At 50.7% G+C, this 13,427-nt stretch carries 12 protein-coding genes; 7 read left to right on the plus strand and 5 right to left on the minus strand.

What is annotated here, in order from left to right; translation table 11 throughout:
• Nucleotides 1–67 precede the first annotated feature (67 nt).
• On the plus strand, nucleotides 68–691 hold the full coding sequence (locus Q1A54_RS17290; protein WP_299990635.1) for a hypothetical protein: 624 nt from the start codon (nucleotides 68–70) through the stop codon (nucleotides 689–691).
• Nucleotides 692–715: 24 nt separating this feature from the next.
• A complete protein-coding gene (locus Q1A54_RS17295) occupies nucleotides 716–1,609 on the plus strand; it encodes a PhzF family phenazine biosynthesis protein (RefSeq protein WP_299990637.1) in 894 nt (297 codons plus the stop codon).
• Between the two features lie 6 nt (nucleotides 1,610–1,615).
• On the opposite strand, the gene Q1A54_RS17300 is transcribed toward Q1A54_RS17295, so the two are convergent.
• Nucleotides 1,616–2,179: a DinB family protein gene (locus tag Q1A54_RS17300; RefSeq protein ID WP_299990639.1), complete on the minus strand. Its 564-nt coding sequence runs from the start codon at nucleotides 2,177–2,179 to the stop codon at nucleotides 1,616–1,618.
• Nucleotides 2,180–2,385: 206 nt separating this feature from the next.
• Here Q1A54_RS17300 and Q1A54_RS17305 point away from each other — a divergent pair, with 206 nt between their 5' ends.
• From Q1A54_RS17305 to Q1A54_RS17315, 3 genes are all read left to right on the plus strand, one after another.
• Nucleotides 2,386–3,105 (plus strand): class I SAM-dependent methyltransferase, encoded by a 720-nt coding sequence (locus Q1A54_RS17305; RefSeq protein ID WP_299990641.1) that lies wholly within the window; start codon nucleotides 2,386–2,388, stop codon nucleotides 3,103–3,105.
• A gap of 78 nt (nucleotides 3,106–3,183) precedes the next feature.
• On the plus strand, nucleotides 3,184–4,134 hold the full coding sequence (locus Q1A54_RS17310; RefSeq protein ID WP_299990643.1) for a YihY/virulence factor BrkB family protein: 951 nt from the start codon (nucleotides 3,184–3,186) through the stop codon (nucleotides 4,132–4,134).
• Nucleotides 4,135–4,241: 107 nt separating this feature from the next.
• Nucleotides 4,242–4,643 carry a hypothetical protein gene (locus Q1A54_RS17315; protein WP_299990645.1) on the plus strand — a complete coding sequence of 134 codons (402 nt, stop codon included), beginning with the start codon at nucleotides 4,242–4,244 and terminating at the stop codon, nucleotides 4,641–4,643.
• A gap of 202 nt (nucleotides 4,644–4,845) precedes the next feature.
• Here Q1A54_RS17315 and Q1A54_RS17320 read toward each other — a convergent pair whose 3' ends face one another.
• Both Q1A54_RS17320 and Q1A54_RS17325 read right to left on the minus strand, forming a co-directional pair.
• On the minus strand, nucleotides 4,846–5,829 hold the full coding sequence (locus tag Q1A54_RS17320; RefSeq protein WP_196119621.1) for a pyruvate dehydrogenase complex E1 component subunit beta: 984 nt from the start codon (nucleotides 5,827–5,829) through the stop codon (nucleotides 4,846–4,848).
• A gap of 73 nt (nucleotides 5,830–5,902) precedes the next feature.
• On the minus strand, nucleotides 5,903–7,690 hold the full coding sequence (locus Q1A54_RS17325; RefSeq protein WP_299990648.1) for a tetratricopeptide repeat protein: 1,788 nt from the start codon (nucleotides 7,688–7,690) through the stop codon (nucleotides 5,903–5,905).
• Between the two features lie 129 nt (nucleotides 7,691–7,819).
• On the opposite strand from Q1A54_RS17325, the gene Q1A54_RS17330 reads away from it, so the two are divergent.
• Nucleotides 7,820–8,038 carry a PspC domain-containing protein gene (locus tag Q1A54_RS17330; protein WP_007654962.1) on the plus strand — a complete coding sequence of 73 codons (219 nt, stop codon included), beginning with the start codon at nucleotides 7,820–7,822 and terminating at the stop codon, nucleotides 8,036–8,038.
• Here the strand turns inward: Q1A54_RS17330 and Q1A54_RS17335 are convergent.
• Entirely contained in the window at nucleotides 8,033–9,055 is a 1,023-nt protein-coding gene (locus Q1A54_RS17335) for a glycosyltransferase family 2 protein (RefSeq protein ID WP_299990652.1), read from the minus strand. The two genes, Q1A54_RS17330 and Q1A54_RS17335, sit on opposite strands and share 6 nt — an antisense overlap.
• Nucleotides 9,045–9,380, minus strand: coding sequence for a YbaB/EbfC family nucleoid-associated protein (locus Q1A54_RS17340; protein WP_007654970.1), 336 nt, complete (start codon nucleotides 9,378–9,380; stop codon nucleotides 9,045–9,047). Before Q1A54_RS17340 ends, Q1A54_RS17335 begins: the two co-directional genes overlap by 11 nt.
• A gap of 382 nt (nucleotides 9,381–9,762) precedes the next feature.
• On the opposite strand from Q1A54_RS17340, the gene Q1A54_RS17345 reads away from it, so the two are divergent.
• Nucleotides 9,763–13,416: a PQQ-binding-like beta-propeller repeat protein gene (locus Q1A54_RS17345; protein WP_299990654.1), complete on the plus strand. Its 3,654-nt coding sequence runs from the start codon at nucleotides 9,763–9,765 to the stop codon at nucleotides 13,414–13,416.
• The last annotated feature ends 11 nt before the right edge of the window (nucleotides 13,417–13,427 follow it).

Here is a 13,427-nt window from a genome sequence, read left to right on the forward strand (position 1 = left end):
ATAAATACTGACAATTGGAACTACCTGATATCAAATGATTAACAAATGGATGATGAAAAATATTTGCTTGCCTTTTTTACAGTTTTCTTCATTTAAGACCCCTCTGCTGAAGTGGGGTGCTTTTGTACTTTTTGTTGCCATGTTCGGTGCCTGCACCGCCACACGCGAACAGGAGATAGAAGGAGACGTGAACGAGTTTCGGTCCTGGGTGAATACCCAGACAAATAAACTGGAAGAGCGAACGGAAGAAGACTGGAAAAGAACAAAAGAAGACTTTAAGCGCCGCACGGAAGAGCTTGATCGTAAGCAGGAAAGCTTCTCGGAGAAGTTAAAGGCCGACTATCAGCAGATCAAAGCCGACTTCAAAGCCCGTGAAAGGGAGCGCGACAAGCTGGCAGTTGATCAGGCCCAGCTAACAAAGTGGGAGCGCGACCTGCTGGGACAGTATGCCAACGGCACCTCCCTGAGTGCCGATAATGTAGAAGAAGCCTATAAAAACTTTATGAGCAATGTGCGGGCCCGACACAAAACCTGGGACCAGCAGGACTGGAACATGGCGGCCTCCGTGCTGGACGAACTGAACCAGCGCAAAGAGGCTTTCGACGAATTGCCCGATGAAACAGAAGTGCGCATCAAAGCCCTTCAAATGGAATTTGTCGCTTTGAAAGAAAGCGAAACAGCCAACGAGTAACACGCTAATAACTCCAAACACCCTATGGCCAACCTAGAGAACTTAACACCAGAGCTATACCTTGTCAAAGCTTTTACAGAACAGCCGAATGGAGGCAACACGGCTGGTGTCGTACTTTTTGCTGACAAGCTTTCACATGAAAGACGCCAGAAGATAGCCGCCATGCTGGGGCTTTCAGAAACAGCTTTTGTATCAGCCTCCAATGTAGGGGATGTGAAAATCGAGTTTTATACGCCCATAAAGCAGATTCCGCATTGCGGTCATGCGACTGTAGCTGCCTTCAGTTTGCTATGGAAGAAAGGGCTGCTGCTCAACGGCAGCGCAGTGAAAGAATCTATAGAAGGCCCACGTCAGATCAGTTTTGAAGGAGGCAAGGTATACCAGGCGCAACTGCCGCCGCAGTATACGCCCATTGAAACTGCGGCTATCAATCCCCAACTGATTGCCGCAGCGCTTGGGCTTCCGGAGGGTTTCGCTTTTCCGTCAGTACCCGTCATTGCAAGCACAGGAGTTCCTTTTTTGCTGGTGCCTATACCTGACGAGGGCACCCTGCATCATCTGCAACCGGATCAGGAGCTTGTTCGCTCAGTCTCGGACAAGGCGGGTTTGGTAGGCTTCTACACATTCACTACGGCTACATCGCTTGCTGACGCAAATACCCGTATGTTTGCCCCAAGCTATGGTATACCTGAAGAGTCTGCCACCGGTATGGCAGCAGGACCGCTTGCCTGCTACCTGCACGATTATCTGCAGATACAAAAACCAAATTTTCTGATACACCAAGGTTATCACATGCGCCATCCGTCACCCAGCCAGATCGAGGTGATGCTGCAGCTTGACGGAGAGGGACATATCACAGGCTTGCGTGCCGGTGGGCACGGACTTGTGATCAGGCAGATGGAGTTAGGAGACTTTTAGGTCTGGTTACTTTAGCCACTGCTGCCGCAGGCGGGAGATTTGGCGGGCATGGTGATCGAAGTGGTCCTGCAGAAAAGCCAGTGTTTGGGTGATCGTGAGCATACCTGCATACGGGTGACGGAAAACACATTTATCCAACAATGGACGCGGAAGCTCCGTCAGGGTGTCTTCGAGCTGATAGCGGGCAGCATCCCACTGGATGCGCAGTGAGTTCAGGCTTGCGTGTGCTGGTACTTTCGCGACGGCGGCAGGTGCCTTGAATTTCATGCCCGAATGAAGTGCAACACGAAGCAAGAGTGAGCGGAGTGTATGCGCCAGTGAGGCAGACTCCAGTTCTTCTTCTTGCACTTTGCGCTGAATGTAGCTATTGGTCAGTTGCTCTACCTGTATCAGGTGAGCTACAATCTGGTTGATGGACCACTTACCAGTGGCGGCGGGCCGGTTTAAGAGCTCTTCATCCAGGCCCTCGAGCTCACCGATCAGTCGGTTGCGCGACTCTTCCAGTTTTAAGTATCGGCTTTCAAGCACGGGATTCATCAATTGAATGTGGCTAAATAGTGTCGTGTTCATAGGTAAACGCAGGTCTAGGTCGATTATTGATTGCCAATCTACATAAATTTCTGATTAATGCAACGGTGTATGCTATTTTTTTATCTCTAAATGGCTGATAATTAGGCAGGTGGTTCAATATGGAGTAAAATATATAATTGGATAAGTTCAACTTTAGGAAAAGAAAGAAAGAGATTTCTTTTCTTTGCAAAAAATAATCAGACAGCATGGAGATGAAAAATGACCCGGTGGGGGCTGCTATACAGGACTTTATGGCCGGAAACCTTGAAGCAAGCATTGTGGTGGAAAGCAACCTGACCGAAGATGACGAGATAAAAGCAGCTTACCTGTTTCGCACACCCGATGGGATGCCGGAGCTCGAACTGCTGGCGCTGGAGGCTTGCCACGGACGTGTACTGGATGTAGGCGCTGGGGCCGGTTGCCACAGCCTGGCACTACAGGAACGTGGGGTTGATGTAACAGCGCTCGATTTGTCAGCCGGAGCGGTGCAGGCCATGCAGGCCCAAGGTGTACAGCGGGTAGTGCAGCAGGATATTTTTAAACTGAGTGGCGAGCGCTACGACACGCTGCTGCTGCTGATGAACGGAATAGGTATAGCCGGTGATCTGGAGGGGCTGGAGCGCTTCCTGGAGCATGCCAAAACGCTTCTTAATCCGGGTGGGCAGATTCTGCTCGAGTCGTCTGACATACTCTACATGTTTGAAGAAGAGGATGGCTCTGTGCTGCTTGATCTGAATGCGGGCTACTATGGGGAGGTGCTTTATAATATGCGCTACAAGGAGCATCAGACCGGAGAGTTCAGGTGGCTTTTCATCGATCCTGCTATCCTGGAAGACTACGCTACTGACCATGGCTATACCTTCGGGCAGCTTTATGAGGGCGAGCATGGCAACTACCTGGCCCGACTCGTGCTTCAGCCTTCCTAACCATGCTCTACCTGCCTTTCCCAAATCCTGGAGTACGCTTTGCCGTATGGGATTACTTAAGGGAAACAGAAAGCAGGTATGCAGAAAAAGCTTAAAACAACCTGGGAACTCACCAAGCAGACTTTTAAGAAGTTCTTTGACGACAATCCGCTGGATTACGCCGCGATCATCGGCTTTTATACCATCTTCTCGTTGCCAGCCGTCCTGATCATCACCATCCGGATTGCGGGCGCCGCTTTTGGGCAGGATGCAGTGCGTGGGGAGGTCGTGAACCAGGTCGGCGGTATTATGGGGCGCAACAGCGCATCCCAGATCCAGAGCATTATCGAAAATGCCAGCCAGTCGGAGTCAAGTACTATTGGGACCATTGTGGGCGTGCTGGTCATGGCCTTTAGTGCGACTACTGTGTTTGTAGCGCTGCAGGACTCACTCAATGCCATGTGGAAGGTGAAAGCAAAGACAGAGAAAGGCCTTATGAAACTGGTACTCGGGCGCATCCTGTCGCTGGCGCTGGTAGTCAGTTTCGGGTTTCTGCTGCTCGTCTCGCTCTCGATTGATGTGGTGCTGGGCCTGGTCTACGATTACCTGCGGCAGGAGCTGTCAGGTATAGCGGTATACCTGGTCACGATTGGTAACATACTGGTATCCATTGCCATTGCCACCGTTATTTTTGCGGCTATCTTCAAAGTACTGCCCGACGCCAAAATCCGCTGGCCGAATGTATGGGTAGGCGCTGCGGTCACAGCCATACTGTTTACACTGGGCAAGTACGTCCTCAACATTTACTTTCAACATGACCCGCTGGCCGATACCTACGGGGCTGCCGGCTCACTCGTGCTGATTCTGGTTTGGGTATACTATACCTCGATCATCTTTCTTTTGGGCGCGGAATTCACGCAGGTATATTCCGAAGAACATGACCAGGGGATAAAACCCTCTGACACCGCCGTAAAAGTAGAAAAGCAGGAAGTGGAGGAAGATGAAGAAACCGGCAAAGTGGAGGTAAAACGGAAGTCGGGGTTAAACTAAAGCGAACACAGCTGGCAGGAGACAAACAATTTTTGACTGAAGCGTATAAAACAGGCAGTTGTAAACGGAATAAGAGAAACTATAGCACAAATTCAAAAATCTAACCTATGAAAAACTTCAAATCAGTATTCGCAGCCTTTGCGCTACTCTCCCTGTTTCTATACGGTTGTCAGGATGGTGGTTCCGATACCACAGATAACACCACAACCACCATGGAATCACCCAATGATGGCTCAAATGAAATGGAATCACAGCATGGCGAATCCAGTTCCGTAGCATCTGGCACATACCAAGGCAGTGTGAAAAAAGTAGAACCTGAAAGAACGGAGATCTATGTGGAAACTGACGATAATCAAACACTCGAGCTTTATTTCAGAGAAACTACTAGACTGACCAGAAACGGTGAAACAGTCACATTCGACCAACTGAAAGAAGGCAGTAGAGTCGAGGTACAAGTCGAGAATGAAGGCGAACACCTAAACCCGATTGCTGTGAGAATACTAGATTAAAAAAGAGGGCCAATCTGCTCATTCGAAGCAGACAATCACTTTTAACCAAATTCCTGAAGACTTTTAGAGGGCTTACTTTGCTTCCCATGCTTGTGATTTCACATTGAAAGCAACTACTCCTAGGAATAAAGTTTCTGTCAAATAAAAACGCCCCCTGACTCAGAAGCCAGGGGGCGTTTTATAATTTATGTCAGGAAGCTAGTTAAGCTTTCTTATACATTACTTGCTTTACTGCTTCAATCGTACGCTCCACGTTTGGAAGGGAGGCTTCGATCAGAGTAGGGGCATAAGGAAGTGGCACGTCGCGGCATGTCACACGCTTCACTGGCGCATCCATGTAATCGAATGCGTTGCTCTGGATATGGTAAGCCAGCTCAGCAGAAATAGAGGCCAGTGGCCATGCTTCTTCTACCACCACCATACGGTTGGTTTTCTTAACAGACTCGATCAGCGTTTTGTAATCGATTGGACGCACCGTGCGCAGGTCAATTACTTCCGCATTGATGCCGTCCTTTGCAAGTTCCTCGGCAGCAGCCAGAACTACTTTCATCATCTTGCCAAACGACACGATGGTCACATCAGAGCCTTCACGCTTGATGTCAGCTACACCGATCGGGATCAGGTATTCTTCTTCAGGCACCTCGCCTTTGTCGCCGTACATCTGCTCTGATTCCATGAAGATCACCGGATCGTTGTCGCGGATAGAAGACTTCAACAATCCCTTCGCATCGTAAGGGTTAGAAGGAACCACTACTTTCAAGCCAGGGGTGTTAGCGTACCAGTTTTCAAAGTTCTGGGAGTGCTGGGAAGACAACATACCTGCGCTACCAGTCGGGCCGCGGAACACCATCGGGCAGGAGTACTGACCACCTGACATAGACATCATTTTGGCGGCAGAGTTGATCACCTGGTCAATGGCTACCAGTGAGAAGTTGAATGTCATGAACTCTACGATAGGGCGCAGGCCGTTCATAGAGGCACCTACGCCAATACCGGCAAAGCCAAGTTCGGCGATAGGAGTGTCAATCACACGCTCAGGACCAAATTCGTCCAACATGCCCTGGCTCACTTTGTAAGCACCATTGTATTCGGCTACTTCCTCACCCATCAGGAACACGCTCTTGTCACGGCGCATTTCCTCTGACATGGCTTCACGAAGGGCTTCTCTAAACTGTATACTTCGCATATTAATGTTAAAATCTCGGTTCAGTTGGTAAAATTAAGATAAGTCTGTCAATTTGCAATGTATAGCGCGTAACTTATCGTATCATCGCTTCCCGGAATGCCTGTTTTCCGTGATAGGCAGCAAATTCTGGATCGTCGAATGCGCGTTCCATGTAGCTGCGGTCCTTCTGTATAGCCCGGCGTAAATGGATGCGCACCATGCCCTCGTTCTGCTGGCGAGCACCCACGATGGCCAGTGAGTAATGCGCCAGCGGATCATCCTGCTTTAGTTCCAGGGCTTTTTCATAATAGTCTCGCGCTCCCTCGTAGTTTTCTTTCAGCAGGTAACTCAGCCCCAGGTTCATGTTGGTCTGGTAGTCATCACCGGAATAGGTCAGGCTGCGGATGGCCTCGTCGTAAAGGCCCATTTCCATTTCGAGGGCGGCTTTGTCGGTAAAGATACGGTGCAGGAGTTCCTGTTCACCCCCGAGCCGGATGGCGTAATCGTAGATCTGCAGGGCCTTCTCACGTTCGCCGCGCAGGTGATAGGCGCTGGCCAGCGCGTAGTTTACTTCGGCCGTTGGATTGCGGAATCCGGCAAAGTTCAGGTTGTGGATGGCCTTATCAAGTAGCGCTTCTCTGGCCTTTGTACGGTACTCTTTGCGGGCCATCTCGGTATACACCACGCCCAGGTTGTAATAGGCAGGCCATTTATCGGTGGTCTTCACGGCTGCTTCGTACAGCTTGCGGCGCTCAGCCAGCAGGGGAGTCAGGGTAGCGGCATACTGCAACTCGTCGCCCGTGAGTACATCAGCGCTGGCAGACTCGTCGGCGATGCGGCGGGCCAGCAGGTATAGCTCGTAGTCAGATTTGCGGGCGCGGTTGTAGTCCACCTCCACACGGGCAAAGCGCATGGTCGGGTAGACATACTTGCGTATGTAGTCGAAGGCTGCACTCTGCTGCAGGGCATCTGCTTTCTGCTTGTCGGAGCCAGTGCCTTGCAGTATTGTAGTTATCTCCTGCTTCTGGGCTTTCGGCAAAGCCGACTTGTTTACCCGCTCCAACAAGGTTGCCCAGTCGGTCGGCTCTATTTCTGTGCTGATCTCAACCTTCTTGCCCGAGTAGTCGAGCAGACTTACCTTACTGCGGTAGTAATCGGCAAGTGCTTTGGCGCGTTTCTGCGCCAGGTCAGTGCCTTTTTCGTTTGGCGCCTGGCTTCCGATCACCTTGATGGTCTGCTGCTTCACCGTGTCCATCGCGTACTGGTCTAGTAGGGGGAGGTTTTCACCCAAGTAGTTTTTGGTGGCGAATTGGTTTTCGTCGAAGTAAAACATGATGCTGGCAGGACCTTCGGCCATGGTCTTGTAATTATCCGGCACGTAGGTATAGTCATTGCTTCGCACCATCAGCAGGGCCGTGGTGTTGAGGCCAGTTGCTACTTGCTCTTCCTGGGTATAGGCCACCCGGTCACGCTTGCGCTTGTCGATAGCTGTGCCTTGCACCAGTAATCGGCCTTTGTTTTTGTGTGGAGCGTAGGGGAAGGCAAACTCCTGCGTGATGGTAGGGCGACGGTTTTCGTAGAGATAGTTGCCGATATCAAAGTTAAGTGCACCCAGGTGTTCCCGCTGCTGGCCGGCGGCTTCGTATACCACATCGATCTTGTAGCGGTAGTCCTGGTTGTTCTTCAGCATCTTCTCAGGAAGGGTAGCCTTTAGCTCAAACACCACTTCTTCGCCGTTGGCGACGAGTGGATTCGGGGTGACTTCAATTTCCTGCTTTTGGGCTTGTTTTACCATGCGCTGCAGGGTGCAGCCTGTGTTGGCCGTGAGCATAACAACAGCCAGGGGCAGGAACAAAGCAGCGTTTTTTTTGTTGTGTTTCATATCCGAATCAGGTATACAACGTAAGATATAGGTAGCGACCTGCGTTATAGCGTTGTATTTATGGGGTTTGTCGATTTTTTTTGACAGTGACCTGTATAATTCCTACTTTTAAAATTAAATCAAACGAAAGTGAAAAGGCTACAATATTTTATCGAATCTCAGGCTTTTGGTGTCTGCGCCATGTTGGGTGAGAAGCTTGGCATAGCCTCTAGCAGCATTCGCCTGTCCTTTATCTACATTTCGTTTTTCACACTGGGCTCGCCAATCATTCTCTATTTCATTATGGCCTTCTGGATGAACGTAAGCAAGCACCTGCGCCGCGAACGCAGCACTGTTTGGGATCTATAAGTCCCGCACCGTGCGTCGCTGGCGCACAAAGTACTGCCACACAATACTTCCTCTGTAAACGCCTGTCATAGCCGGAAAAGTACCTTTCAGCTGCTGTTCTTTTCTGCGCTGGCGCCAATAACTGCTTTTGCGCAACAGGTCGGCGTGTGCCTGGAGCACTGCTTTGGCGTCGGCTGACTGGCCTGCCAGCAGCATGCGAAGGGCAGCTACCCAGTCCAGCAGGATGCGGATAACAACTATTGAAAACAGCTCCCCGGCCGGCAGGTTCTTGTACAGCAAGGCCATGCCATTGCGAAAGTTCAGGTAAGTTTTGCGCGGATTAGACTTGTGCAGCGTACCGCCTCCCACGTGGTATACCTGGCTGTTGCCGTTATACATGACCTTATAACCCACGTTCTTGGCACGCCAGCAGAAATCTATCTCCTCCATGTGCGCAAAAAAAGCAGGCTCTAATCCCCCCAGACCGTGGTATACATTGGCTCGCACGAACATACAGGCGCCTGTTGCCCAGAATACCTCCGCTACATCATTGTACTGCCCGCGGTCTTCTTCCAACGTTTCAAACAGGCGCCCACGGCAAAAAGGATAGCCCAGGGTATCCAGCATACCGCCGCCAGCACCTGCGTACTCAAAAAAATCAGGGTGTTGCTGCGAAACGATCTTGGGCTGGCAGACGGCGATATTCTCGTCGGCTTCCATTAATTGGATGATCGGTTCTGTCCAGCCCGGCGGCACATCCACGTCAGAGTTCAGCAGCACATAGTACTTGGCATCGATCTGGCGCAGGGCGATGTTATACCCCTCGCAAAAACCGTAGTTGTCGTCGTTGTGGATGATGCGCACCTGCGGGAAGTGCTCCTGTAAGAAAGAAATAGAGCCATCGGTAGAGGCATTGTCGGCCACGACAACCTCGCAGCCAGAGCTGTTGGCCACTACCGAGGGCAAAAACTCCTGCAGATAGCGGAGTCCATTCCAGTTAAGTATTACAATCGCCGTGAGGCAGGGATTAGAGTCCAAAGTTTCCTAGATCTAAACCGGGGATGTTAGGTAAAAGGCCTTCTGTGCTCTTTTTCATTTCTTCAGCTGCGCGTTCGCCCGCAGTCAGCATAGCGTTGTTCACGGCAGCTACCACCAGGTCGTTCACCATGTCACGGTCGTTCGTGTTCAGGATGGAATCGTCAATCTCAATCTTGAGGAGCTTGCGCTGGCCATTCACGGTCGCTTTCACGAGGCCCGCGCCCGACTCGGCGGTAACGGTAATGTGCTGCAGGTTGTCCTGCGCTTCTTTCATTTTGGCCTGGACTTCTTTCATCTTGCCCATCATGCCCATCATATCAAACATAGTCTATCTTCTTTATGGTGTACTGTACAGGTATAAACGTGCCCCAATGCTCAGGGGTATACAAATATACAAGCATATCTTGAATTAAGGGAGAAATGGTGCCGGCGAGATGCGTGGGCAATACCTCTTTGAAAAAATGATCCAATTGTATCAGTCAATTTATTTGCACTAATGCTTTGAAATTTATTTATCCAGAGAGTCATAACTTTCGTATTATAATTATACATATAATAAATTGTTTGCTTGATTGACTATTTTGTCAGTTGTAGTCTACCTGCTCCTGTTCCACAAATTACACCCTTTTTGTGCTTTCTTATACCAGGGTAATACTGCCTCTGTGTGATTATAACTATATATGGTACAATAAATTTACTTCATTTCTATGTCAGATTTTATACGCTTTCCTAATCGGGGCTATGGATTCCTGTTAGTCGTTTCTTTGTTCCTTTCACTTCTAATGCAGCCTGTTTTGGCACAGCAGGTTACAGAAGCCTGGGAGCAGCGCTATGGCAGCGATTTTCCCACGTTTCAGTCAGGTGCTATTAGCGCCGTTGATGCAGTTGGCAACACCTATGTGGTGGGCAACAGCAGAAGCAACACCCTGGGTTCTCCTACCAATTATGATGCCTTTGTGGTGACTAAGTTTAGTCCCACGGGCGAAGTGCTCTGGCAGCACCATTTCCCTCTGTTCCAATATCCTCATGAAGTGAACGATGTCGCACTGGACGAAACGGGCTTCTACGTAGCCGCCTCCACGGTTGACATGGGCTCCAGAACAATGGTCTACGTGGTGAAATTTGCTATAGCGGATGGTCAGGTGGTTTGGAGAAATACGGAGTCGCCTTCCAGTACGATGACAGGCATAGAGCTATTGGCAGATAATCGGGGAGGGGTGGTCATGGTTGGCTCTGGCCATTTTAGTATGCCTGGTGACTTTACGCAATTGTTTAAGTATGATGCCGCTAATGGGGAAAAGATGTGGGTACAAACTGTATCTGGAACCGTGCCCCCTAATGTGTACCAGCATGTGGCAGGTATAGCCCTGGACAGTCAGGGAGACATCTACCTGGCAGGCAGCACGGGTATTTTAGATAACGCCAGCCAAATGCTGACGACAAAGTACAGCGGGGTTGATGGCTCTCTGCTTTGGCAAGTGCAGCACGATACCAATCTGCAGAACCGTGCCATGCAACTTACCCTGGACGAAACTGGGGGTATTTATACCTGGGGGCTACAGTATACAACGGATCCTGATCAACCCGAAGGAAGCTTCCTGATCAGGTATGACGCCGCCAATGGCAATCAGGTGTGGCACGAGCCGCTACAGAGTGCAGGTGTACCCGAGCAGATGGTGGCTGATGAGGCAGGAGGGCTCTACCTGGTCAGCACCGTGCAGGGAGGCACTCAACTGGCAAGGTATAGCGCTGCTGATGGCAGTTTACGCTGGTCAAGTCTGCACCAGGGCACTTTTGCCGCCTTTGATACTGACGAGGCGGGACATGCTTACCTGAGCGTCATACTCTCAGATGCTGCTTATGCGGTTGGCAGGTATAGCGCTACCAATGGGGAGCAGGTATGGGAATATACTTCTCAGGAAGACAGCTCCTATGTACTGAATGGGGTGAAAGTATCCGAAGCAGGCACTTTGCACCTGACCGGAACCTCCGGTGGTGTTGATTCTCACCTTTTTGCGGCGAGCCTCCAGACAGCTACAGGTGCGCTTGTTTTCAATACTACCTTCATCCACACTTTACCAGGTATAGACCAGCCAGCCAACTTGGTGACGGATGCTGATGGTAATGTGTATGTTACGGCCACCAGCGGGAACCCGGATGCTTCACGTCCGTACCAGCATGCTTTTTTGCTCAAGTACTCGCCTGACGGGGAGTTGCTTTGGAAGAGGCAGTTCTATAACAGTGATATCAGGCAGACCAAACATCTGGCAGTAGACGCAGATGGCGCTGTGTATATGATGCTAAGCGTGTACGGAAGCGATGGGCGTCCGCAAATCAGGCAGCTTAAACTGAGCGGCGCTACGGGCGAGACTACCTGGAAACAAGAGCATGGTCCTACGGATGCCAACCTGGGCAGGGAAATACAACTCGACCAGCAGGGAAATCTCTACATCATGGGCACGGTTGGTCCTCAGTTTGATCTTCCTCAAGAGGATTTTCTGATCAAAGTTGACACTGAAACAGGTCAGGAGCTCTGGACGAAGCGTTACGGGCGTCAAGACCCAGGCAGTGACCTGAATGAGTTGGTTGCCTTCACCCTGGACGAAGTAGGTGATGTGTATGTGACTGGCACCGAACGTGCCCCCGCTGTAGTAAACAACCTGGCTCTGGCAAAGTATGCGGGCGGCGACGGTAGTGTGCTGTGGAACGAAATTTACAACAGCAGCAACCGACAGACTGAACACCAGGTGACGGGTATAGCCGTTGATACCACGTCAGGCGTATACCTGGCTGCCCTCGACATTCTGGACACTGGTGAGCAAGTGGCCTACCTGCTTAAGTTTGAGGCAGCTAGTGGGGCATTTGTATGGCGGCAGCCTACCATTGATGAGGTAACAAATTCAGGCAGCTTGTCAAACCTGATACTTGACAATGCTGGCGGAGCCTACGTAACAAGTTTTAACAACAGGCTAATCAAGTTGAGCACAGAGGAGCCCGGTGTTATATGGACCTCTCCCTTCCAGGGGGCCATTTCAGCTGTTGAACTCGACGAGGCAGGAGGTATCTATGTAGCGTACAGGGCTACTGATGGTGTGCAAATCGTGAAATACCAGACCTCTGATGGGGCCAGGGTATGGGATGTGTTCAAGGAAGGGCAGGCTAATCATACGCAACAACTTTTGGCTCTGGACAAAGACAGAAATGTATTTCTGGTGAATACAGTCTACTCGCCTGATATGAATTTTGACCTCCTAATCGTAAAATACAGTCAAACCACGGAAGAGCCAACATGTGCTATACCTGTAAATGTGCAGCTATACCTGGCGCCTTATGCTATTCGGGCAGGCTGGGAGGCACGCACTACCGCTGACTTTTCGCCCTACATCCTCACAGAAGACACCGGTCTGCGCTGGACCTGGGGAGACGGCTCTGAGCCGAGTATGTCCTATACCGCTTTTGGCACTCCGCGCATAACAGGCAAGCATACCTATACTCAGGCGGGTATCTACCAGGTGGGGCTCGACTTTTCCGAAAGCTGCCTCGAAGCGACCAACAGCGACTATAACCAGTGGCATGTCATTTATGATCCGGAAGCCGGCCATGTGCAGGGCTCTGGCAGTATCGCATTGGCCGATTTCGGGTTGGGTGGTAGTAGCCAAAAGCTCGAAGCTGAATTTTCGTTCTCTGTCCGGTATCAGAACAAGCACGCCACCAGACCGCAAGGCACAGTGCAGCTGACCGTGAACAAGCAGAAGTTCTCCCAAAGCGGAGCACTCGACTGGCTGGTGATCACCGGCAACCAGGCCATCTGGAAAGGGACGGCACAACTGCAGGGCGTAGGTCGATTCGGGTATATCGTGTCGGTGCGCGACGCGGGTGGCAAAGGCAAGAACGACCCCAACGACCAGCTCCGTATCCGCATCTGGGACCTTAACCGTGGCAATGCAGTTGTGTTCGACAACTTTGAGTCCAGAGGTGATATTTACGACCTGTCATCTGAAACCGGTCCCCGCATCGGTTGGGGCAACATCGTGATCAATGGAAGGAAAGACAACCGCGACCTGTTTGCTGCTAATGGGGAAGGTATGCAGAGACTGGCATCAGCCGAACTGCTGGCCTATCCAAATCCAGCTGATGCACGCACGACGATACGTTTTACCCCGGCTGTGGAAAGTGCTTACGAGCTGCAGCTGTTTGATATGAAAGGGGCACTGATGCAGCAGATAAGACAAGGCCATGCGAAAGCAGGCGAAATCACCGAAGTGCAGTTGGATGTTTCCTCTTTGAAAAAAGGCATGTATCTGGCTCGGATTACCAGTGCTGATGGGGTGCAGACTGTGAAAATAGTAGTTGATAGATAGTGAGTTACGCC

Source organism: uncultured Pontibacter sp., from assembly GCF_947502515.1.
Taxonomy (GTDB): Bacteria; Bacteroidota; Bacteroidia; order Cytophagales; family Hymenobacteraceae; genus Pontibacter.

Bases quoted from the DNA above. Each gene is read 5' to 3' on its own strand.
- Q1A54_RS17320 (WP_196119621.1), bottom strand. From the start codon at position 5,829: ATGCGAAGTATACAGTTTAGAGAAGCCCTTCGTGAAGCCATGTCAGAG.
- Q1A54_RS17305 (WP_299990641.1), top strand. From the start codon at position 2,386: ATGGAGATGAAAAATGACCCGGTGGGGGCTGCTATACAGGACTTTATG.
- Q1A54_RS17310 (WP_299990643.1), top strand. From the start codon at position 3,184: ATGCAGAAAAAGCTTAAAACAACCTGGGAACTCACCAAGCAGACTTTT.
- Q1A54_RS17340 (WP_007654970.1), bottom strand. From the start codon at position 9,380: ATGTTTGATATGATGGGCATGATGGGCAAGATGAAAGAAGTCCAGGCC.
- Q1A54_RS17300 (WP_299990639.1), bottom strand. From the start codon at position 2,179: ATGAACACGACACTATTTAGCCACATTCAATTGATGAATCCCGTGCTT.
- Q1A54_RS17325 (WP_299990648.1), bottom strand. From the start codon at position 7,690: ATGAAACACAACAAAAAAAACGCTGCTTTGTTCCTGCCCCTGGCTGTT.
- Q1A54_RS17345 (WP_299990654.1), top strand. From the start codon at position 9,763: ATGTCAGATTTTATACGCTTTCCTAATCGGGGCTATGGATTCCTGTTA.
- Q1A54_RS17295 (WP_299990637.1), top strand. From the start codon at position 716: ATGGCCAACCTAGAGAACTTAACACCAGAGCTATACCTTGTCAAAGCT.
- Q1A54_RS17315 (WP_299990645.1), top strand. From the start codon at position 4,242: ATGAAAAACTTCAAATCAGTATTCGCAGCCTTTGCGCTACTCTCCCTG.